This is a genomic window from Curvivirga aplysinae (assembly GCF_009711445.1).
GTDB lineage: Bacteria > Pseudomonadota > Alphaproteobacteria > UBA8366 > Aestuariispiraceae > Curvivirga > Curvivirga aplysinae.
Genome location: NZ_SMMC01000158.1, coordinates 1 through 22,677, shown reverse-complemented (window position 1 = coordinate 22,677; position 22,677 = coordinate 1). Strand labels below are relative to the sequence as shown.

Below are 22,677 nucleotides of genomic sequence, written 5' to 3'. Positions count from 1 at the left end.
AAGACCAAAAGACAACTATATCCTTAGTGAGTCACGGGATATGGTACGTCTAAATGTAATTTATGAATCGAAGAAAGCGTTTCATCGCTTAGCATTGTATTTGCACTACCTATTGCCACTTTCAGCTGATCCATTGTTGTGGCGCCAATAATGTTTGAAGTCACGAATGGTTGTTGGTTCACGAAAGATAAAGCTAATGTAACTGGGTCTAATCCGGCTTCATTGGCAACCTCCATATATTTCGCAATTTCTGCTTCCACACCCGGGCGAATGTAACGTGGGAAATATTCAGGCCATAGGCTGATGCGTGCACCTTCCGGGCGTTGACCATCAAGATATTTACCGCTTAAGGCACCCATTGCAAGTGGAGAATAGGCAAGTAGACCAACATTTTCACGAATGGAAACTTCCGCACAGCCTACCTCAAAATCGCGTTTTAATAAGTTATATGGATTTTGGATGGATTGCGGGCGTGGCAGGTCTTTTTGTTCTGCAACGCGAATATGTTCTAACATACCCCATGGCGTTTCATTGGAAAGGCCTACATGACGAACCTTACCAGCTTTGACCAATTCATCCATAGCACTCATGGTTTCTTCGATGGATACACCATCTTTGCCCTCTTGATGTGTATATCCTAATTGACCGAAAAAGTTAGTTGCACGACTTGGCCAGTGAATCTGATAAAGGTCGATATGATCAGTCTTAAGACGTTTTAAGCTGGCATCACATGCAGCCAATATATTTGGTCTATTAAGATCAACGCGACCATCATTTAGTTCCGGCCTTACATAAGGAAAACGTTCTGCGGCCCCTATAACTTTCGTGGCCAGAATGACATCATTGCGACGCCCAGTTTTTTCAAACCAATTGCCGATAATGGTTTCTGTTGCACCATATGTTTCTTTACGCGGCGGAATGGCATACATTTCCGCTGTATCAATAAAATTAACACCATTGCTTAAGGCATAATCCAGTTGTTCATGTCCTTCGGCTTCAGTGTTTTGTTCGCCCCAAGTCATTGTGCCTAGGCAAATTAAGCTCACATCAAGGTCTGTACGACCTAAACGTCTTTTTTCCATATTTAGATTATCCCCAATTGAAGATCAGTGATGATCCCTGCTTTCATTCCTACTATAATATAGGTTACAGGAATAAAGTTAAAACCCCTGTATAGCTATATAATCGGTCATAACTTACTTCACCATTCGCAAAAAAGCCTGTGATAGGTACATTATCGCCTAATTCTTCACGGATGATTTCCATTTCACGGGAGTTTTCACCAAATTGATTTGGGCCACGTCCTGCACAGTTAATATAGACGCCACCTTTGATGGGAGACGTGCCAGCTCTATTTCTCAAATCTTTGAGTAAGCGACGTAAATCTTCTTCGGCTGTTTCTGTGTCTCTCTTACAAAACAATACTTCATCGCCGGGTTCTAGCTCAGCCCCAATAGCAATCATTTGTTGTCCGGGGTCGATTGCAAGAATATTACGGACCATATAGTCGCCTTTATCACTGCCCTCCACTGGTAGAGCCGAGAATATATAGCCTGCGACTTTCTCCAAATCACGTGATAGAATATCGCCGATTTCTTCTTTAAATACTTCTAGGGCTGGGCGATTATCCAGGCTGATCAGGATGTTATCTTCCGATTCCGTAACGCGATGAATTGAGCCAATTGGGCTGCATCCTTGGGTGAGCCCGGTAATCATTGGGGCAATCCTATTGGAAAACATGACCCCGCTGATCCCTTTACCTTCAAGGCCATCTGCTAATTGGGAACCTTCCCCCATTGTGGATGTTAAACCACCAACAAGGTAAGCGCTGCTTTCTAGGGTGATATCTTGTAATAAGCCGGGGATGACATTGTTGCTTGGATCTGCATGGAGTAATGCGAGAGGACATCCACTTGGGATAACCAAGAAGAGGCATGTGATAGACCGGGTTCTGTGTCTTCATGAATCTCTTTTAGGACATGAAAGCCATCTTCAGGGATCGGACAAAGCATAGCCGTCATTGCTGGTGCTTCAAAAATTTCTTCACGATGGGTTAATACCCCATGACCAACACAACCAACCCAATGAGGGACACCGGTGGTTTGTCGAAAAAATACCTCAATATCTGACATATTGTGGGCATAAGCACTGCTTACGTATATTATACCCAATCTGTGTTGAGCTGTCGGCGATCCTATTTGTCGAAGGATATCTGCGGCTGCCATGTGCCAATCATCTGCTTGTGCAATTCCAACTCTAAAGTCAGCTTGAGTTGCAGAAAAGGTCATGGCAGTGCTCCTTTTATATTATTTTGTTTATTGTTTCTGATAGCTTACGCCTATTTTGCCCTTGTGAGAAGCTTTTCTGTGTATGGTAGAATATTTGAGACAATTTTATCGACACCATCAGCATTTGGATGGATGCCGTCTGATTGATTTAAGACGCTTTTCCCGGCCACATCTTTTAAGAAAAATGGGTAATATAAGGTACGATAGGTCTGTGCCAAATCACCATATAAACCATTAAATTTTTCTGAATAGTCGCGTCCCAAATTTGGGGGGGCCATCATACCTGCCAGCAATACAGGGACTTTGGCTTTTTTAAACCGTAAAATGATCTGCTTTAAATTTTCACGTGTTTGTTTGGGTGAAAGTCCGCGTAAACCGTCATTACCACCAAGAGTTAAAATCACGACATCTGGATTTTCTGCCATTAACCATCCAACTCGGGACAGGCCACCCGCTGTGGTGTCGCCGGATACACCCGCATTGATGACCGTGATATCTTTATGTCCACGTTTTTTGAGTGCAGTTTCGAGTTTAACTGGAAAACTTTCATTCTCAAGCAAACCGTATCCTGCGGTTAAGCTATCGCCTAAAGCAAGAATCCGCATACCTGCATAGGCGTTTTGTGCAAAGAAAATGCAAAAAACTGCAAGAAATAAAGCAAGGAAGTGATTGTAATAGCGGGACTTGATCCCATATCCTTGGGTTAGGACAGATACAGTCTTCATAAAATGTAGCCTTTTTATTTTTTTAACCGCAAACAGGGCTTTGGGTGGAGTTAAATCATATGACCATGACTGGTAATAATCAATCAACCGTGATCCAACTTGATAATGTAACCCTTAAATTGGGGGTTGAGGGCCGAGAGGTCAATATCCTAAGGGGAGTTGATTTAGAAGTTTCTTCAGGTGAAGTGGTTGCCGTGGTTGGCCCCAGTGGCGCTGGTAAGACTTCAATGTTAATGGTGTTATCAGGCCTTGAGGCTGCAACAGGCGGTAAGATTACTGTTTGCGGCGAAGATTTAACATCTATGAATGAAGATCGGTTGGCCCTATTTCGTCGTGATAATGTCGGTATTGTTTTTCAGGATTTCCATTTAATTCCAACAATGACCGCATTGGAAAATGTTGCAATGCCTATGGAGCTTTCTGGGCGAAGAGATGCGATGGAACAAGCAAAAGAAGGTTTGGAAGCTGTTGGGCTAGGGCATCGTCTTGATCACTATCCTGCGCAGTTATCTGGCGGGGAACAACAACGTGTGGCACTTGCACGCGCCGTGGCGTCTAAGCCTCGGTTGCTTTTGGCAGATGAGCCGACGGGTAATTTAGACGGCGATACGGGACAGAAAATTATGGATTTGCTGTTTTCTTTGTCCAAAGATTTGGGATCTACCTTGGTTTTAATTACACATGATCCGAAACTGGCTGAAAAATGTAGCCGTATTGTGCGGATGGCAGATGGCAATTTGACAGAACTTGAAAGCATGGATGCATAAAACATGTTTATGAAGGATTTAAAACAAGCTCTTTCCATTGCCAAGCGTGAATTACGCGGCGGGTTAGCTGGCTTTCGTATTTTCTTAGCCTGTTTAACACTGGGTGTTGCGGCGATCGCCGGTGTTGGCAGTATAAGTGGTGCCATTGAAGATGGCTTGAAAAGAGATGCTAGAAAACTTTTAGGGGGGGATGTTGATTTGCGTCTTACCCATCATGAATTTTCAGCAGATCAAGAAGCATGGATGGAGGCAAATACGCTAAGCCAATCGCAAGTCGCGCAAATGCGGGCAATGGCAATACGAATGGATGGCGAAGATCGTCGGCTGGTTGAACTTAAAGCGGTTGATGATGCTTATCCCCTCTTTGGGGAATTAGCGACAAAATCCGGCACAATATTTGATCATGACTTAAAGGACGAGCAGGGGCGCTGGCCTGCTGCAATTGGACCGTCATTATTGGAACGGCTTTCATTGTCCATTGGTGAAGGGTTCCGCATTGGTGATGCTGAACTTTATGTATCTCACTTAATCGATAATGAACCTGATCGTGGTACACAGGCTTTTAACCTTGGGCCGCGTGTGATTATCGCACGTGGAGCCTTGGATGAAACGGGGCTGGTCGTGCCGGGAAGTTTGATCCGCTATCATATGCGGCTTGCCATTCAAAACCCTGAAGCGGTGACAGGTTTCGTTGATCAGGTGAAGGCGGAGTTCCCCAAAGCTGGATGGCGTATTCGTGATCTAGAAAATGCGGCACCAAATATTCAACGCTTCGTTGATCGTGTACGCATGTTTTTAACATTGGTCGGTTTAACGGCGCTCCTTGTCGGTGGTGTTGGTATCGGGAATGCTGTTGGTGCCTATCTTGAAAGCCGCACGGGCGTGATTGCGACACTGAAATGTATTGGTGCATCTTCCCGTTTGATCTTCTTAACTTATCTGAGTCAACTTTTAGCTTTAGGTGTCATTGGTACCTTATTAGGTGCCTTTATTGGGTCTGTAACACCAATGGTTGTTGCTCCTTTGTTAGATGGACGTTTACCAGTTAACCTTGATATTGGTTTTTATCCAATGCCTGTATTATTAGCTGTTCTATATGGATTGCTGACTGTCGTATTGTTCAGTTTCTTACCTCTAGCACGTGCCAAAATGGTGAGAGCCGCCGATTTGTTCAGATCTAAGATGGGAGCGCTTGACGGAAAAATTGGCTGGCGCAATAGTTTGGTCGTATTCGTATTAGCGCTGGTATTGGGGGCTCTAGCTATTATGACGGCGGATCAACCGAAATTAGCGATGGTTTTTGTGATTGGTGCTATTGGCGCTTTGTTGGTTTTCCGTGTGACCGCTTGGATCGTGATGCGTTTAGCTAAAGCCATGCCTCGGTCTAGAAATATGCGTTTCCGTTTGGCAATGGATAATTTGCACAGACCGGGATCACCGACCGCAAGTGTTGTTGTCTCTCTTGGCCTTGGTTTGACCGTCATGGCATCTATTGCTTTAATCGAAGGAAATTTAAATAATCAAGTCGGTAAAGTTTTACGTGGCGAAGCGCCCGGATTTTACTTTATCGATATTCAACCCTATCAGATTGATGATTTCCGTGATTTGATGACGGATTTCCCGGGTGTCTCTAAATCCGAAGATACACCAATGCTACGAGGGCGTTTAACCGCTTTAAAAGGTACCCCTGTTGAGGATATTACCCCGCCACCAGAAGCTGCGTGGATTTTACGCGGTGATCGCGGATTAACATGGTCTAGAACGCCGCCGGAAAATGGGAAGATTGTAAAGGGGAGCTGGTGGCCAGAAGATTATTCAGGTGATCCACTTGTTTCCTTTGATGCAGAAGCGGCAGGACATCTAGGGCTTGATATTGGTGATCAGCTAACAGTGAATATTCTAGGCCGTGAAGTAGATGTGACCATTGGCAATTTACGAGAGATTGATTGGACCTCAATGGGGATCAATTTCGTAATGGTGTTCTCACCGGGAATGTTGGAACAGGCTCCGCAAAGTTATATTTCCACGGCCCATATTGAAGAAAGTCAGGAAAACGCGCTGGAGCGTGCCATCGTTGATAAATTTCCAAATGTATCCAGTATCCGCGTAAAGGAAGTTCTAGAAAGTGTCGCAGAAATTGTGGCTCAACTTGGTGTCGCAGTGCGGGTGATTGCATCTATTGCGATTGCAGCTGGTGTCCTGGTTCTGGCAGGGGCAATTGCCGCAGGACGTCAGAAACGGATCTATGAATCTGTGTTGTTAAAAGTTATTGGTGCTACCCGTAAGGATGTGATGTCAGCTTATATTTTGGAATATGTCATCATGGGAACGATCACGGCAATTATTGCAGCTGGATTCGGTGCTCTTGCATCTTGGGCAGTGATCACAGGCTTTATGGAAGCTGAATGGACCTTCTTACCTGAAGCGCTTATTCTTGTGCTTGTTTTATCTGTTTTAACGACTGTGATGCTTGGTGGAATCAGCGCCTGGTCCGCTTTGGGAACAAAGGCGAGTCCGTATCTCAGAAATGACTAAGAACTCTTTCCTGTGCTATTTGTGAAGAATGGGACGAAAACTATTGAATTTTGTTTCATTCCTCCCCATATTAGCCACAGGCAGCGATTCACTATAGGTGAACCGTAAAAATTATTTGTATGTCCAATTTCGGACAACACTATGGAAAAGGGAAGAAAAATGGCTGTTGATCCACGTTTCAATATGACGATTGAACGCGATGCATCTAATGCTGAAATCGACGCAGGTTTGCGTTCGCATATGCTTAAAGTGTATAACTTGATGGCACTTGGTGTTGGTGTTACAGGTTTAATCTGTTTCTTTGTTGCCACTAATATGGCGCTTTTACAGGCATTGATGCCGATTTCATTTGTCTTCTTGCTAGCTTCTATTGGTGTTGGTTGGTTCGCACCAAAAGTTATCATGTCCAAAAGCATGGGCGCAGCGCAAGGTATGTTCTGGGCTTACGCAGCGTTACTTGCGCTTGGTATTGCGCCGATGGTTGCGATGTATCTGAACACAAACCCAATGATCGTAGCACGTGCTTTCTTGATTTCTGCTGGTATGTTTGCTGGTGCTAGCTTGGTTGGTTATACAACTAAGAAAAATCTGAGTGGCATGGGACAGTTTATGATGATGGCAATGATCGGTATTTTGATCTTGGCTGTTGTCAATATTTTCCTTGGTAGCACACTTCTTAGCTTGGGTGTTTCCTTTGCGATGGTGATCTTGTTGGCTGGTATGACAGCATATGAAACACAAGAAATTAAATCCATGTATTTGTCTGCACCTTCTGAAGAAGTGGCACGTCGCTTGGGTATCATGGGTGCGTTGCAGTTATACAGTAGCTTCGTGATCATGTTTATTCATGTTCTTAACATTTTGGGTATTATGAATAGCGACGACTAATCGCTTAACTGATATCTAACTGTTTGAAACACCCGCAGATTTCTGCGGGTGTTTTTATTTGCGCGTAAAAAAAATCACCAAAATTGAATTTTTTTAGCGCTTTTTTTTCAAAAGTCGCGTATGGGGGAATATGAGACGTGAATTGATAATCAGAAACAGGCGGCTCATAGCATAAGCCTGCTTCATTTTTATCATTCATAATTTTAAAGTGTTTTTACAAAACCTTTCGACGCTTAGGAGTATTGCCAATGTTGGCTGCTGTACGTGGATGTTGGGCCCTGTTTTTAGGGTTGAGCTTTATTATGCTCGGCAATGGGATGCAGGGTACTTTGATTGGTATCCGGATGAAGTTGGAAGGTTTTGAAACGTCAATCACAGGTTTGATCGGTACTGGATATTTTCTAGGATACTTAATTGGCGCAATTATTATCCCGTTTTTTATTCGTCGCGTTGGACATATTCGTATTTTTGGTGCGTTGGCATCCTTAGCTTCCATTTCCATTCTTGTGCATGCTGTCGTCATTGATCCATGGGTCTGGTTTTTCATGAGGCTGATTACTGGCTTGGCATATGCTGGATTATATGTGGTCTGTGAAAGTTGGGTGAATGAAGCCTCCTCCAACGAAAACCGTGGCAAAATGATGTCCGTCTATATGCTTGTCATGATGGGGTCCGTAACTGTTGCAACATTGGCCTTGAACTTGGGTGATCCGAATAGTTTTGAGTTATTTACGCTTGTATCTGTAATGATCAGCCTCTCTGTAATACCAATTTTGACGTCCGTTTCACCTGCGCCAAGTTTTGAGCAGTCGGAAAATGCGACCGTAAAAATGGTTTATACGGTTTCTCCGCTTGGTGTTGTGGGGATGTTTTTAACGAACTTTGGACTTGGTAGCGCCTTTATGCTTGGGGCGATTTATGCGGCCAATATTGGTCTAAGCATTCAGGAAACCACCTTCATGATCACAGCTTACATGGGGGGGACTTTGATCTCTCAATGGCCGATCGGTTGGTTATCAGATCGTTTGGATCGACGTAAAGTGCTGGCTGGCGTGGCTTTGGCTTCGGCTGTTGCTGCTGCAGCTACAACTCAATTTGTGGAACCGGGGTGGCAGATGTATTTGGCATTCTTGGTTCTTGGGGGATTATCTCAACCTCTTTATTCTTTATGTATTGCACATACAAATGACTATTTGAATCCAGCGCAGATGGTGGCTGCAAGTGGTACGATGGTGATGATTGGTGGTGTGGGTGCGTTACTTGGACCAGCTATTGTAGGCTACACTATGGAGTTTTGGGGAGATGCCTTTTATTTGTTAACACCTGGTGCCGCTTTTACAATTATCTTTGTCTTTGCACTCTATCGTATGACACAGCGCGCATCTATCCCAGTGGAAGAACAAGCAGATCACGTTATACTTTCGCCTAACCCACTTTCTGCGGTCTTAAATCCGGACGTCGATGTAACGGAATGGCAACCTGAAGAAGATGATCAACCAGATACAGTCGAAGAATTGTTTGAAGAATTCTTTGAGCCTGATGAAGGAGATAACGGTCCTTCGGAGGAAGAGGAAGCGAATTCCTAATCTGACAAGAGGAGTTTTTCATGAAATATTGGTTGATGAAATCTGAACCTGAAACCTGGTCTTGGGAGCAACAAGTTGAAACAGGTGAGGAAGGTGAAGGTTGGGATGGTGTGCGTAATCATCAAGCTTCAAATTTCATGAAGGAAATGAAACTTGGAGATCAGGTTTTTTTCTATCATTCGGGTAAGACACGAGAAATAGTTGGCATCGTTGAAGTTTGTAAGGAATATCATCCTGATCCAACTGATATTACGGGGCGGTTTGGAATGGTTTCTGTGAAGGCTTTGAAAACCGTCCAAATGCCTGTTAGCCTGAAAATGATTAAGAGCGATCCAAGACTTTCCGAACTGGCCTTAATCAAACAATCTCGTCTTTCGGTTATGCCAATTCCCGAAGATGCATGGCATATTATTTTAGGAATGGCTAAATAGAGATTTAGCTCGTTTTATGACATTAGATTGTCACTTGAACCTAGACGCGAAACTGTCTAGATTAGCGCCATGATAAATACCACACTTCCTTATGCCCAAGATATTGGGGATTGTCTGGCAGATACGATTGGTTCTGGCGGTCTAACTAATAAAAAATATGAGATGCTATTGAGACAGGCTAAGGTTGGTATGGAAAACCTTAAGACTGCATATGCTAATGGCAGTCTGCCTTTGCTACACTTACCTGAAAAAGACGATGATTTAGCAGAGCTTGTGCCTGTTGCAGAGCATTATCGCCGTAATTTCAAAGATGTGGTGATTTTAGGGACAGGTGGGTCCTCTCTTGGCGGTCGTGCTTTATTTGAAATGGCTACACCCAAAGTATCGCAAGGGGAAGAAAAGCGAACTGTTCCTAATCTGCATATTGTTACCAATGTAGACCCATTTGTTTTTGAAGCTTTAATCGAAAAATTGAATCCTGAAACAACTGGTATTATCGCAATTTCAAAATCTGGTAGTACAACAGAAACTGTGATGCAGTTTCTGGCTTTCCTACCTAAGTTCCGTGATGCGCTTGGTGATGAAAAATTGCCAAGTCATTTCACGATTATCACTGAACCGGGTAAAAATCCCATGCGTGATCTAGCAGAACGGTTTGATTTGCCTGTATTGGATCACGATCCCAAAGTTGGTGGGCGCTATTCAGTCCTGAGTTTGGTGGGAATGCTACCTGCAATGATAGTCGGGCTTGTGCCACAACTGGTTCGTAAAGGTGCAGAAGAAGTTTTGAAAAATGCCCTAGAAGTTGAAAATCCACGTGATTGTCCGGCTGCGGTTGGTGCCGCGATCTCGGTGGGGTTGGAACTAGAAAGAAAAATAAGCAGTTCTGTGATGCTTGCTTATAGTGATCGTTTAGGGTCATTGGCACGTTGGTATCGTCAACTTTGGGCTGAAAGTTTGGGTAAAAATGGTAAGGGGACGACTCCGATTTATGCGACGGGGCCTGTGGATCAACACAGTCAGCTGCAATTATGGTTAGACGGCCCGTCTGATAAGATGTTTACAGTTCTTGGTGGGCCTGTATCTTCAGGAGGCAGTCCGATTTGTGCGGATTTAGCCAAGGATCCGAAACTTTCATTTATGGTTGGCCGCACAATGGGGGAATTAATGGAAGCATCCCGTCGGGCGACTGCGGAGACTTTGGCGAAGAATGGCAAGCCTGTGCGTCGTTTGACGTTAGATGAAATTAATGAATATTCCATGGGCGCTTTAATGATGCATTTCATGCTGGAAACAATTTTAGCCGCCGATATGTTAGATGTTGATCCTTATGATCAACCCGCTGTTGAAGAAGGTAAAATTCTTATTCGCCAATATATGACAGAAATGGGCGAATCGCAGTAGGCTCACGTCCTTCTTTTAGTATTATATATTCTTTTTGAGATTTACCTATGGCAATTCGTCGTCTTCCTGATCAGGTTATTAACCGTATTGCCGCTGGCGAGGTTGTTGAACGCCCTGCATCTGCTGTCAAAGAATTAGTGGAAAATGCCATTGATGCGGGCGCGAGCCGTGTTGATGTTACCATTCGTGAGGGTGGTCGTTCCTTGATCCGTGTTGTGGATGATGGATGTGGTATGTCCCCGGAAGAATTACCAGTGGCGATCGAACGCCATGCGACGTCTAAATTACCAGATGATGATTTGTTCTTTATTTCCACATTAGGTTTCCGCGGGGAAGCCTTACCTTCTATTGGTTCTGTCAGTCGGATGGCAATTACCAGTCGCACTGAAGGGGCGTCTGAAGCTTGGGCAATTCATATCGAAGGTGGTGCCGTGTCTGGTCCCGAACCTGCTTCAGGAAGTAATGGAACGCGTATAGAGGTGCGTGATCTTTTCTTTGCCACACCTGCCAGATTAAAATTCATGCGATCTGAACGGGCTGAAACATCTGCTGTTATTGATGTATTACAACGCCTATCTATGGCCCATCCGGGGGTTAGTTTTACTTTAAACGATGGTAATCGTGACCGTTTGCGCGTAATGGGAAAACAAGGTGACTTTCTTGATCAACGATTAAAGCGTCTTGGCGATATTATGGGACGTGAATTTGCGGAAAATGCACTGCCTATTGATGCAGAACGTGAAGGTATTCGACTTACTGGTTTTGCGGGGTTACCAACTTTGAATCGTGGTAACGCGATGATGCAATTTCTATTCGTGAATGGGCGTCCGGTAAAGGATAAGCAGCTGACTGGGGCAGTGCGAGCGGCTTACATGGACTTTTTGGCAAGAGACAGACATCCGATGTTGGCCTTGTTCCTTGAAACAGAACCACGTGCCGTTGATGTGAATGTACATCCTGCAAAAACGGAAGTGCGTTTTCGTGATGCTGCTTCTGTTCGTGGATTGATTGTTGGTGCTTTAAAACATGCATTGGCGGAGGCAGGCCATCGAGCCTCGACAACGGTGTCTCAAGCCGCTTTAGGTGCGATCAAGAGCGAAGGAGATGTTGCGAGCTTACCATTATCTGCTATGCCTCAACGTCCTTTAGGAGGATTTAGTCGCTATAGTGGGCGAACTGGGAGCGGGGCATATAATTATCAGGCTCAACCATTAAATACGGGTATGGCGGAACAAGCGTATCAATTTCAATCACCGTCTGCTGAAGGTCTAAACCAGCCAACACCAAAGAGTGATATTGGTACGAGTTTTACCGATGCACCAACGTTTGAACCAGCTGCACCCGCTAGTGGATCTTATGCAGAAACAAACACGCAGATGGATCAAAAAGCACAGCAATTACAAAGCTATCCTTTAGGTGCCGCGCGAGCACAGCTACATGAAACCTATATTGTTGCTCAGACTGACAAAGGCATTGTGTTGGTGGATCAACATGCAGCCCATGAACGTCTGGTTTATGAACGCATGAAAAACGCCATGTCAGAAACAGGTGTCGCCCGCCAAGGATTGTTAATCCCTGAAATTGTTGAGATGGATGACGAAGCCGCTAAGGCCTTGGTTGATCGTGCAGAAGATCTTGAAAAGTTCGGTTTGGTTTTGGAAAGTTTTGGACCCGGTGCTGTAGCTGTCCGTGAGACCCCCTCGCTATTAGGTGAGGTTGATGTTCAAGGGTTAGTCAAAGATCTTGCCGATGAATTTATGGATCTTGGCGGTACTTTCAGCTTGAAGGAAAAGGTAGAAGAGGTCTGTGGTACCATGGCATGTCATGGCTCTGTGCGCTCAGGTCGGCGTTTGTCTTTGGAAGAGATGAACGCATTATTACGTCAAATGGAAGCAACTCCGCATTCCGGACAGTGTAATCATGGTCGTCCGACTTATGTGGAATTAGCCCTTTCAGATATTGAAAAACTCTTTGGTCGACGCTAAACCTGTTCGCGTTTATAGATATTCTAAGAAAGTCCGCCATGAGCGAAATGAAAAAACTGGCGCCTGTCGCCCTTGCTACCGGTATTAGTATCATTGGTTTGGGAACAGTTATTCCTATTTTACCATTCTATGCAAAAAGTATGGATGCTGATGCATTTACAGCAGCTTTAGTTTTTTCTACATTCTCTGCAGCAGCGTTTTTTTCTACCCCATTCTGGGGGAGCTTGTCAGATAAGATAGGGCGCAAGCCTGTGATGCTTTTATCGGCGCTTTGCACGGTTATTGCCTATCTCTGGTTGGCGCATGCTTCCGTTCTATGGGAAATTTTTGCAAGTCGTGCTTTTGCCGGTTTTACAGCTGGCTGGCTTGCAACTTCACAAGCCTTTGTTGCGGACGTAACATTGCAAGAAAATCGGGCCAAAGGTATGGGCATGTTGGGCGCGGCATTTGGTATCGGATTTACGATTGGTCCAGGATTAGGGGCTTGGTCGGTTGGAAGTATTGATAACCCAGATTTTACCACACCTGCTTATATTGCAGCTGCTATGGCTGCATTATCATTGATAGTTGCATTGATCTTTGTAAAAGAGCCTGAACGTCATAGAGACATCACGGCACGTATGCCGATGCGTAGGGTCTTAAAAGATGGTGTGTTAGCGCGTTTGCTTGCTGTCTATTTTGCGGTTTCATTAATGTTTACAGCAATTGAAGGAACATTTGCTTTTTGGGCTGCGGATAAATTTGGCCTTGGACCACGGGATGTTGGGTTATATCTTGTTTTCGCTGGCGTCGTCACAGCCATTGTGCAAGGCGGTATTGGACGCATCGTTCGAAAACGTGGTGAAGCCAAAGTTGTATTGCTTGGTGTCGGTTTTCTTTTTCTGTCTTTCCTAATTATGACACAAATTACGGGGGAAAATGGCATTTACTTTGTGATGGGGGCCTTGGCATTGGCGATGGGGCTACATAATCCCGCAATGCAAAGTTTATTTAGTCGTTTGGCATCTGCCCAGAATCAAGGTGGTGTGATGGGCGCTGCACAAGCAGCAACTGCATTGGCGCGTGTACCTGGGCCTGCATGGGCAGGATTTGTTTTTGCGCATTTCGGAGCGGATATGCCTTATTACGTCGGCGCGGTGGTTCTATTCTTCTTGATTTTTGCTGTTTTGATTGTGACGCGACAAGCTACAAAACGCATTGAAGAAGCTGGATAAGATTATCCTTTTACAAATAAATCTTTGAACTGTTGTTCTCCGACCTTTGTAAACTTAATTATTCTAGAAGATGGCTCGCGACTAGCCCATTTGAGGTCTAATATTTTGTCTAATAAAGCTCCGCCCAAATCACCTGCTAGATGATGGCGTCGGGCACTCCAATCCAAACAAGGTTTGCATAAAGGTTTAGAAGGTTTTTGAAGACTAGCTGGATTTAGACCGAATGCTTCAAAGAAATCTTTGCCAGCTGCGGTCAGATAAGCTTCTTCGTCATTTTCTGAAGCTTCCATATATTTCTTTTCGATCAGCTGATCATACGCAAATACAGCCAGTTCACCCGCAAGATGTGAGTAGCAGGCACGAGCATGACGCAGCGCAGGATCTTTAGGACCTGTGCGGGTTCGCAACTGGCCATTTTGTGCTGCCAAGCCCATCATGGTTTCCAACAAATGGGCAACGTCATTATTTTTGAGGGTGAAGTATTTATGACGCCCTTGTTTCGTGGCTTTTACCATAAAAGCCTGTTCTAATTTCGCTAGATGAGAACTGGCCGTTTGAGGCATAATACCAGCTTCATTAGCCAGCTCACTCGCGGTTAATGCTTTCCCACTCATAAGAGCAATCAACATATTCGCGCGTGCTGGATCACCAATCATGGTGCCTAATAGTGCTATATCTGGTCCTTCTTTCATCATTCGATCATAATCGAAGCATTTTTCCGATGCAATATGTAATCATATGCATATCGATATTGTTATGAAAGAAGTTAAAGATGATTACATGTTTTATCCGTTATCAGATTGACCCTACCAAGAAGGCTGAGTTTATGGAGTATGCGGCTAATTGGGGGCAGGCTATCCCGAGAAATGGTGCTGATTTGGTTGGATATTATGCGCCTTATGAAGGTAGCTCTACACTTGCTTATGGCGTTTATAATATTGAAAATTTAGCGGAATATGAAGCTTATAGAGAGCGCCTTGCCGCGGATCCACTCGGTAAGGAGAACTATGAGTTCGCCATGAAGGAAAAATTTATCCTTCGAGAGGATCGATGTTTTCTAAAACTGGCGTCAGGTCCACATAGTAAATTGGCGAAGCTATGATAGCCGTTATTTTTGAAGTGTACCCAAAATCCGAAAAAAAGCAGGAATATCTGGATATTGCTGCAGCCTTAAAAAAGGAATTGGTCAGAATTGACGGATTTATTTCTGTGGAAAGGTTCCAGAGTTTAACTGATCCTGACAAAATCTTGTCATTGTCATTTTTTAAAAATGAAACAGCAGTCAAGAAATGGCGGGGATTAAAATCACATAGAGCAGCTCAACAAAGCGGACGTAACGGTATCTTTCAGGATTATCGTTTACGTGTTGCATCGGTGATTAGAGACTATGGTAAGGAAGATAGAGACGAGGTGCCTGAATAGAAAACCAAGTCGGAAGCGTTGATTATTTTCTCAGAATAACTGGCGCTTCCCTTGCTTCCCAACCTTTACGTTCCAATTCTGGTTTGTCATCCACATAGACAGGATAACCGATACAGAAATACCCAATCAGTTGCCAATCTGCAGGGACATCCAAAATGGTGTTGATTTTGTCTGGATCAATAATAGAAACCCAGCCAAGACCAATCCCTTGGGCACGCGCGGCTAACCACATAGTGTGGATCGCCATTGTACAGCTATAGGCCAATGTTTCAGGCATTGTTTTACGACCTAGACCTGCCCCTTTTTCCGGATCTGGGTCACAATAAACAGCCAACTGGATCGGCGCTTCTTTCATGCCAGATAGCTTCAAAGAAGCATATAGCTTTGCCTTTTCACCATGATAATCGTTTAAGGCTTTATCGTTTTCTGATTCAAATACTTTTAAAACCTTTGCACGGCTTTCGGAACTTGAAACCTCAACAAAACGCCATGGCTGACTTAATCCAACAGAAGGCGCCATGTTGGCATAATTAATAAGTTCTTCCATCTTCCCATCCGGCAAGGGATCGGTCTTGAAGTGACGCACGTCCCGGCGCCATGTGAGCAGGTCGAGGAATTCTTCACGGAAATGTTGGTCAAAGTTTTTCATGATTTTTATTTTATGAGATTCGTTTCAGGAAAAACAAAAGGGCCGCGCCATATTTTCGTTCATCTGCGATTTCAAAACCTTTGGGCACAGAAACTGGATCGGCCGGATGACCTTGAGTAATAACTACTCCATCTTCTGCAAGCCATCCTTTTTCAATCAGTGGGGTTAAACAAATGTTGATGAGGTCTTTCCCGTAAGGGGGGTCAATAAAGATAATACCGCATGCTTCCGGTGCCCGTGGTGGTTTGGATGCATCTACACGAAAAATACGTGCCTCATCTTCAACACGGCATTTTGTTATATTGGCTTCCAGATGTGGTAAAGCATGGCGGCCATTTTCAAGGAAGTATCCTTTGGATGCGCCTCGGCTGATGGCTTCTAAACCAACAGCGCCTGTACCCGCAAAGATATCAGCGAAAGGACGATTACGTAATTGTTTGGAGAATTTCCCATTTAATAAAAGATTAAATAAAGATTCTCTCGTACGATCAGATGTTGGACGCGTGTCATGTCCTTTTGGAGCTTCCAGTTTTGCTCCTTTAAAACGACCAGAGATAATGCGCATTACTTACCTCTTTTTTGTGTGGGCTTACCTGCGGGCTTTTTACTGGCTTCGCGTTTCTGTAAGAAAGCTTTTTTAGGGGGGGCTGATTTGCTTCCAGCATGTTTTGCAAGCGCATTTTTGCCAAATGCTTTCTTAGCAAATCCCTTTTTAGCTGCAGTTTTTTTAGCAAGTTTATAACCTTTGGACCGTGGGCGTGCTTTTTTAGGTTTTGCCTTTGCCCCCTTATGGGCCGGTTTCCCTAGCAGTTTACGAACTTCAGCAGGGCTAACTTCATCTACATTATTACGTGGCAACTGACCTAAGAAGAAATAGCCATAACGCACACGGATTAATCGGTTAACGCTATAGCCAATATGTTCCATTACACGGCGAATTTCGCGGTTTTTCCCTTCGGTTAAGGTCACTTCCAACCACGCATTTGATCCCTGTTGACGTTCAACGGTGGCTTTGATGGCATCATAATGCACACGATCAACAACGATGCCATCTTCCAGCATCGCGAGTTTTTTTTCATCTACGATGCCACGCACGCGTACACGATATGTGCGACGTAAGCCCGTTTCGGGAAGTTCTAATTTACGTGCCAGTTCTCCATCATTCGTGAGAAGAAGCAATCCTTCGGAATTGATATCAAGCCGACCAACGGAAATAACCCGCGGCATTTCTTTTGGGAGATTATCAAACACGGTCGAACGACCATGCTCATCCTTGGAAGTGGTCACTAACCCAACAGGCTTATGATAGCGCCAGAGACGTGGAGGCTCTATCTTTGGCAAAGCCTTACCATCGACTTCAATTTCGTCTTCATCACCCACATTCAAAGCTGGCGATTTGATGATTTCACCATTTACGGATACACGGCCTTCTTCAACCCATTTTTCTGCGTCGCGACGACTGCAAAGCCCCGCACGTGCCATAACTTTCGCAATGCGTTGCTTTTCAGCAGGTTGTGTTTCTTTTTCTTCTGCTGTTTCTGTTGGGCTGGTCATATGAGGTGGTCCTGTGATAGGGATGAAATTATTTATTATCTATAGCTTATCCTAGAGACTGAGCATAGTTAATAACGATTATGGGGCTTTGGTGCAATCTGCAAACTTAGCTTTTAAAGGGAATAAAGCGAATTATGTCTCAAAATATTTCACCTATGGAAATTGCGCTTCAAGAAGCTGGTCAAGCAGCTTTACGCGGGGAGGTTCCCGTAGGTGCTGTCATTGTAATAAGAGAGACTGGTGAAGTTATTGCCGCAGCTGGCAATAGAGTTGAAGAATGGAAGGATGCAACTGCCCATGCAGAGATGCTTGTAATGAAAGAAGCCTCTCAAAAACTTAATCAACTGCGTTTAGAGAATTGCGATCTTTATGTTACTTTAGAACCCTGCACTATGTGTGCTTCTGCTATTTCTCATAGTCGTATCGGGCGTGTTTTCTTTGGGGCTTATGACCCAAAAGGCGGTGGCATAGAACATGGCGCACGTTTCTATGAAAAAGAAACCTGTCATCACAAACCTGAAGTGATAGGCGGTATGCGTGAAGAAGAATGTGCAAAACAATTGAAAGAGTTTTTTGTAAAACTCAGGGATTAACTTCTACGCTTATTGCGTTTTCCCATCTCCAGCTCTTTTTGAATGTTAGACCACCAGTTATTGGTTTGTTTAACAACTTCCTTGAACATATCAATATCCAGATTTTCTAAATTTCTATCTTTCAGAGATGTTTCAAAGTCTACGCATAGGCTATTTAGTTTTGGTGCGAATAATGAGGCGGATATACCTTTGATCGCATGGACTGCTTCACTAGCTTCTGTATAACTCTTACGCTTTAGGGCTTCTTTTAACTTGGCTGTTTGCTTTGCGATATTCTCAGGTGCAACTGCCAGTACTGGCAAGAACGCCTCAATCCCTAAACTATCAATTGTTTCTCGCAATTTTCCTTCTTCCCCAATTAATAGGGCAGGCACGTCTTCTGCGAAATCAAGATGATGAGAAGTTGTGATCTTTTTGGATTTAGCAATGATTTCTTCGGGTAAGAACTCAATGATGGCCTTTTGTAATTGTATCTCAGTGAAAGGTTTTGTAATCACGCGAGACATGCCAGCTTGCATAAATTCTGCATGTCGATCCGAGAATGCTTCTGCGGTTAAACCAATGATTGGCATGTCTTTGTAGCGATCAGATTTACGTAATTCTATCGTAGCTTCTATACCGTCCATTTCCGGCATATGAATATCCATAAACACGAAGTCGGGTTTTTGCTTTCGAATTTCTTGTATCGCAACACGTCCATTTTCTGCGATACGTACATGCTGACCAAATTTCTCAAGGAAAGCACGTGCTATCATAGCGTTTGTTGGGTTATCCTCGGCAATTAATATATCATGTGCAGGTGGAATAATATCTACACTCTCTTTATTTATTTCTTCTATTTTTTCTATTTCTTCCAGCGGGGCCTTATCTAAAGGGAGGTAAACGTCAAATGTACTTCCTTGTCCTACCTCGCTTTGCAGATGAATACTGCCATGCATTAATTCAATAATGTTGGTGACAATAGATAGCCCAAGGCCCGTACCACCATAACTTCGAGTGATCGTGTTATCCTCTTGGATAAATGGATCGAAGATAGACTCTTGTCGCTTCTGATCTATGCCTTTGCCGGAATCTTTTATTTGTAAATGGATAACGGTATCGCGTGTCTCGCTTACAAATTGATTGAAATCTTGAGAGTTACAGTTGATGTTAACTGATACACTACCTTTATCAGTAAATTTGATAGCATTGCTGAGCAGGTTCCATATGATTTGTCGGATTCGAATGGGATCACCCATCAGCACATTTGGGCAGGTTCCGGTTTCATTTATTCGAAAATGTAATCCCTTTTCTTGCGCTAGGCTGTGTAAGGCAGAAATGCTGCTAGAGAGCATGTGGGAGAGGCTGAAAGCGGTTGTCTCAAGTTCAATTTTACCAGCTTCAATTTTACTCATATCCAAGACATCATTGATGATTGAAAGTAGAGTATGTCCAGATTGTTGAATTGTGCTTATTTTATCACGTTGATCTGTGGAAAGTTCTGAATTTGCAATGAGTTGTGCCATGCCAAGAATGCCGTTTAAGGGCGTACGAATTTCATGACTCATCGTGGAGAGGAAGTTTGTTTTTGCAAGATTAGCTGTTTCGGCTTGTTTGCGTGCTTCAATGAGCGTCTCTAAATCCTTTTTACGCTGGGTAATATCATTTTGAATGGCAATAAAGCCACTAATGTTATGATCCTGATCTAGAATTGGGGTGCATGTGATTTCTGTCCAATATGGGAACCCGTCTTTATGATAATTTATGAGTTCCTCATGAAAGCCAACTCCTCGCTGAATAGATTCGTTTATGCGAGAGACTGTAGAGCGATCTGTATCTGGACCTTGAAGGAAGGAACCAGGGGTTCTATTTAGGGCTTCTTTAGCTTTAAAGCCTGTCATCCGGGTAAAACCTTCATTTACCCATTCAATGATCCCTTTTGCATCGGTGATCACTACGGCGTTGGTCGTTTGACTTGCAACCATTGATAACCGTTCTAGTTCGGCTGTTCTTTGCTTTACACGTTCTTCAAGGCTGTTGCTTAAGTCAATTTGTTTCTTGAAAGACTTATTAATGGATTCAGACATTCTTTGCAGAGAGTTTGCAAGGTTATCATATTCAAGAATGCTACTGTCTGGAAAATGGAAGTAATTTCCCTTTCCGACCTTATCTTTTAAGGATGCACTTGCTTCTGCTAGCCGGGTGATTGGGCCAATTAAAAGACTTGTGAGGAATCTAGAAACTAGTAATGCTGCTATGAGCAAAATTGTTAGACTTACCATGGTTCTAAGTTTGTGTTTTTCAATATATTCCACTATGGGGTGTGCGGAATAACTAATGATTAAACTCGCTAACTCATCATTCAATATTACGGTTGTTTTTAAGTAATATTCACCTTCCGCCCAACGACGCATATTTGCCATTTTTCCTTCGGGCTGCCATATTCTTAGTTGGCCAAACGCATCTTTATTTGTCCCGTGTTGAGCGGAAAATTTTACATGACCATGTTGGTATATAATTTTGTCATCTTGGCTTATAAACGCGATGTTGAAGCCCTCAAGTATTGCAGCATTACCTGAAAAGAAATCTTCAGCCTTTTCTCTTGAGATATATCTATTCAGTCGCGAAGTTTCGGGGTTTTCGAAAAATGCTTTGGAATAGTTTTCCATATGGTCTTGTAAGATTTCTTCTCTTGTTTCGACAGCTTCATAGCTGTTCATAACAAGTGGAATTGCACCAGAAATTAAAGTGAGCAGGCATATTGTATTAGAGGTGAGGTTCCAAACGCGTACCTTCCGTTTTCCTGTGTTGCCGCCGTCTGTGATGATAATACCAATATCTATGAGTAGGGCAGCAACCAAAGCATTAAAAAGTCCATTTAATGGTTGTTTTAATACGATTAGAGTAACAGCAGTTTCATTTAACCCGATCGAGTAACGATAAAATATCCAGGCCAACGGTGCGCCTATAAAAATCCAAAACAGGAAGTCACTATATACGTAGTTTGAGATGTATTTTCTCAATAAGCCAACGGTAAGAATTTCTGCGAAAAAGATGATTGCCGCGTATGGATGGCCCCATAGAATATAAGTATATGAACCTGCGCAAATAACGACAATTAGAGCTGAAGTTAAACCGGCTCTTCTTAAGGCTATAAATGCAAATATCGATCCGAAAATAAAGTCTACAGAGAAGAATAGTGGGACTTTAAAAAAGTTTCCGAGAAAACCTAATCCGGCAAGGATAAGGGTCATCAAGATAATATTTCCCAAAGGCTTTTTGGGGGATGTGGGATTTATGATCGAATCAGATGCAGTTTGTTCCACTTTAATGCATGTCCCCAATGCTGCTTGGTTAAACATGAACAAGGATCAAGTAATTGTAATTAATTTTGATATAGTTCCTATTATCAGTTAGCCTAGCAGAAAATTAAGTGGCTCGTCCACTTATTAGTGTGAAATTAGGCTCTGTGTCTTGCTGTCATGTATAATCCAGGGTGCAGGTTTTTTATGGATAAGAAGATGAAGCAGTTACCACCAATTGCTGCGATGCGCGCACTAGAAGCGGCGGCACGTCACAAAAACTTTACGAAAACCGCAGATGAGTTAAATATTACTCAAAGTGCCATTAGCCATCAAATTCGGCATTTGGAAGAAGTCTGGGGGTTTAAGTTGTTTGTGCGTCGAAAGGGGGGATTAGATCTCACACCGAAGGGTGATACGATTTCTCGTGTTATCCGTGGTTTCCTTGAAGATATGGAAAAGACATTAGCGTCTTTCGAGGATGCAGATCGAAGGGGGTCTCTTCGGGTAAGTTTATTGCAATCTTTTGCTGTGAATTGGATGGTGCCACGTTTACCAGATTTCACCGCTGAGCATCCTGATATTGATGTGTGGATTTCTACAAAAGAAGAGATCATCGATTTTGCAGATGAAGAAGTTGATGTCGCAATTAGACTTGGCGGAGGAAATTATCCCGACTTATTTACAGAGCTTCTTTTGCAAGAAAAGGTTTTTCCTGTTTGTGCGCCAAGTTTGCTAGATGAATACGGTACGCCAAAAAATCCTAGAGATTTACTAAAGTTTCCGCTTTTATTAAGGTTTAATGAAGGGCGGACAGCAACATGGCAAGAATGGTTCGAATATTCCGGTGTAACCGATGCTCCATTGTCATTTGGGGCACGTTATCCCGATACGAATATGGCATTGCAAGCAGCAATTAATGGACAAGGTGTGGCGTTAGTTCGTAGCGCACATATGGAGAGAGAGTTACAGGAAGGGCGTGTTGTACGTCTGTTGGATGTAGATTATCAATCTCCATCTTCTTATTATTTTATTTGCCCTAAAGGACGGGAAAACGCACCCAAGATCAAGGCATTTCGTGATTGGGTTTTGGCGCAGGCAAAGGTTGCGCAAGAAGAATATAAACGACTAGGGATTTAAGTCTGTCAATTATAGCAATGTCATCAAACATTCAGTGTTTTTATTGTGAGGTTGCTTATAAAAACACTGAGCCCCTAACCTGGGGGGAAGGGGCGGTTAGGGGCTCAGTTAACTACAGGAGTAAACTCACTGTCGCCGGGCGATATGGATTGGCTGCAATGCCCGGCTTATGTGAGTAATATTGCATTTGCTATGCCAAACTTATTATGTCGTGC

21 protein-coding genes are annotated in these 22,677 nt (G+C 43.5%); 12 read left to right on the top strand and 9 right to left on the bottom strand.

The genetic code is table 11. The features are described 5' to 3' along the window. Positions 1-23: 23 nt before the first annotated feature. The 4 genes from E1160_RS06690 to E1160_RS06675 form a co-directional block, all read right to left on the bottom strand. On the bottom strand, positions 24-1,082 hold the full coding sequence (locus E1160_RS06690; RefSeq protein ID WP_155154239.1) for an aldo/keto reductase: 1,059 nt from the start codon (positions 1,080-1,082) through the stop codon (positions 24-26). A 64-nt stretch (positions 1,083-1,146) separates the two neighbouring features. Then, the gene (locus E1160_RS06685) at positions 1,147-1,926 is read right to left on the bottom strand and encodes an FIST signal transduction protein (protein WP_155154237.1); all 780 of its coding nucleotides are present in this window, start codon (positions 1,924-1,926) and stop codon (positions 1,147-1,149) included. Further along, positions 1,836-2,288, bottom strand: a complete 453-nt coding sequence (locus E1160_RS06680; RefSeq protein ID WP_155154235.1) for an FIST domain-containing protein — start codon at positions 2,286-2,288, stop codon at positions 1,836-1,838. Before E1160_RS06680 ends, E1160_RS06685 begins: the two co-directional genes overlap by 91 nt. Positions 2,289-2,338: 50 nt before the next feature. After that, positions 2,339-3,013, bottom strand: coding sequence for an arylesterase (locus E1160_RS06675; protein WP_235914064.1), 675 nt, complete (start codon positions 3,011-3,013; stop codon positions 2,339-2,341). A 59-nt stretch (positions 3,014-3,072) separates the two neighbouring features. On the opposite strand from E1160_RS06675, the gene E1160_RS06670 reads away from it, so the two are divergent. The 8 genes from E1160_RS06670 to E1160_RS06635 all read left to right on the top strand — a co-directional run bounded on the left by E1160_RS06670 (position 3,073) and on the right by E1160_RS06635 (position 13,823). Further along, on the top strand, positions 3,073-3,780 hold the full coding sequence (locus E1160_RS06670; RefSeq protein WP_235914063.1) for an ABC transporter ATP-binding protein: 708 nt from the start codon (positions 3,073-3,075) through the stop codon (positions 3,778-3,780). A gap of 3 nt (positions 3,781-3,783) precedes the next feature. Continuing rightward, positions 3,784-6,315, top strand: coding sequence for an ABC transporter permease (locus E1160_RS06665; protein ID WP_155154233.1), 2,532 nt, complete (start codon positions 3,784-3,786; stop codon positions 6,313-6,315). Positions 6,316-6,474: 159 nt separating this feature from the next. Beyond that, on the top strand, positions 6,475-7,203 hold the full coding sequence (locus E1160_RS06660) for a Bax inhibitor-1/YccA family protein (RefSeq protein ID WP_218048754.1): 729 nt from the start codon (positions 6,475-6,477) through the stop codon (positions 7,201-7,203). A 248-nt stretch (positions 7,204-7,451) separates the two neighbouring features. Next, entirely contained in the window at positions 7,452-8,789 is a 1,338-nt protein-coding gene (locus E1160_RS06655) for an MFS transporter (protein ID WP_155154229.1), read from the top strand. A 20-nt stretch (positions 8,790-8,809) separates the two neighbouring features. After that, positions 8,810-9,220: an EVE domain-containing protein gene (locus E1160_RS06650; RefSeq protein WP_155154228.1), complete on the top strand. Its 411-nt coding sequence runs from the start codon at positions 8,810-8,812 to the stop codon at positions 9,218-9,220. 69 nt (positions 9,221-9,289) lie between these two features. Beyond that, positions 9,290-10,624: a glucose-6-phosphate isomerase gene (locus E1160_RS06645; RefSeq protein WP_155154226.1), complete on the top strand. Its 1,335-nt coding sequence runs from the start codon at positions 9,290-9,292 to the stop codon at positions 10,622-10,624. 47 nt (positions 10,625-10,671) lie between these two features. Further along, positions 10,672-12,609 (top strand): DNA mismatch repair endonuclease MutL, encoded by a 1,938-nt coding sequence (gene mutL, locus E1160_RS06640; protein WP_155154224.1) that lies wholly within the window; start codon positions 10,672-10,674, stop codon positions 12,607-12,609. A gap of 38 nt (positions 12,610-12,647) precedes the next feature. Beyond that, positions 12,648-13,823, top strand: a complete 1,176-nt coding sequence (locus tag E1160_RS06635) for an MFS transporter (RefSeq protein WP_155154223.1) — start codon at positions 12,648-12,650, stop codon at positions 13,821-13,823. A gap of 2 nt (positions 13,824-13,825) precedes the next feature. On the opposite strand, the gene E1160_RS06630 is transcribed toward E1160_RS06635, so the two are convergent. Beyond that, entirely contained in the window at positions 13,826-14,515 is a 690-nt protein-coding gene (locus E1160_RS06630; protein WP_155154241.1) for an ArsR/SmtB family transcription factor, read from the bottom strand. A gap of 80 nt (positions 14,516-14,595) precedes the next feature. Here E1160_RS06630 and E1160_RS06625 point away from each other — a divergent pair, with 80 nt between their 5' ends. Continuing rightward, positions 14,596-14,925, top strand: a complete 330-nt coding sequence (locus E1160_RS06625) for an NIPSNAP family protein (RefSeq protein WP_155154222.1) — start codon at positions 14,596-14,598, stop codon at positions 14,923-14,925. Beyond that, the gene (locus tag E1160_RS06620; RefSeq protein ID WP_155154221.1) at positions 14,922-15,245 is read left to right on the top strand and encodes an antibiotic biosynthesis monooxygenase family protein; all 324 of its coding nucleotides are present in this window, start codon (positions 14,922-14,924) and stop codon (positions 15,243-15,245) included. The genes E1160_RS06625 and E1160_RS06620 overlap by 4 nt, the downstream gene beginning before the upstream one ends. Positions 15,246-15,267: 22 nt before the next feature. Here the strand turns inward: E1160_RS06620 and bluB are convergent, their stop codons facing one another. From bluB to E1160_RS06605, 3 genes are read right to left on the bottom strand one after another with little or no spacing between them, the layout of a single operon-like run. Further along, on the bottom strand, positions 15,268-15,894 hold the full coding sequence (gene bluB / locus E1160_RS06615) for a 5,6-dimethylbenzimidazole synthase (protein WP_155154220.1): 627 nt from the start codon (positions 15,892-15,894) through the stop codon (positions 15,268-15,270). Positions 15,895-15,904: 10 nt separating this feature from the next. Next, positions 15,905-16,459 (bottom strand): 16S rRNA (guanine(966)-N(2))-methyltransferase RsmD, encoded by a 555-nt coding sequence (rsmD, locus tag E1160_RS06610; RefSeq protein ID WP_155154219.1) that lies wholly within the window; start codon positions 16,457-16,459, stop codon positions 15,905-15,907. Next, a complete protein-coding gene (locus E1160_RS06605) occupies positions 16,459-17,448 on the bottom strand; it encodes a pseudouridine synthase (RefSeq protein ID WP_155154218.1) in 990 nt (329 codons plus the stop codon). The genes rsmD and E1160_RS06605 overlap by 1 nt, the downstream gene beginning before the upstream one ends. A 134-nt stretch (positions 17,449-17,582) precedes the next feature. Here E1160_RS06605 and E1160_RS06600 point away from each other — a divergent pair, with 134 nt between their 5' ends. After that, positions 17,583-18,041 carry a nucleoside deaminase gene (locus tag E1160_RS06600; RefSeq protein WP_155154217.1) on the top strand — a complete coding sequence of 153 codons (459 nt, stop codon included), beginning with the start codon at positions 17,583-17,585 and terminating at the stop codon, positions 18,039-18,041. On the opposite strand, the gene E1160_RS06595 is transcribed toward E1160_RS06600, so the two are convergent. After that, positions 18,038-20,977, bottom strand: a complete 2,940-nt coding sequence (locus E1160_RS06595) for a PAS domain-containing hybrid sensor histidine kinase/response regulator (protein WP_218048753.1) — start codon at positions 20,975-20,977, stop codon at positions 18,038-18,040. The two genes, E1160_RS06600 and E1160_RS06595, sit on opposite strands and share 4 nt — an antisense overlap. A 564-nt stretch (positions 20,978-21,541) precedes the next feature. Here E1160_RS06595 and gcvA point away from each other — a divergent pair. Beyond that, on the top strand, positions 21,542-22,462 hold the full coding sequence (gene gcvA / locus E1160_RS06590) for a transcriptional regulator GcvA (RefSeq protein WP_155154215.1): 921 nt from the start codon (positions 21,542-21,544) through the stop codon (positions 22,460-22,462). The last annotated feature ends 215 nt before the right edge of the window (positions 22,463-22,677 follow it).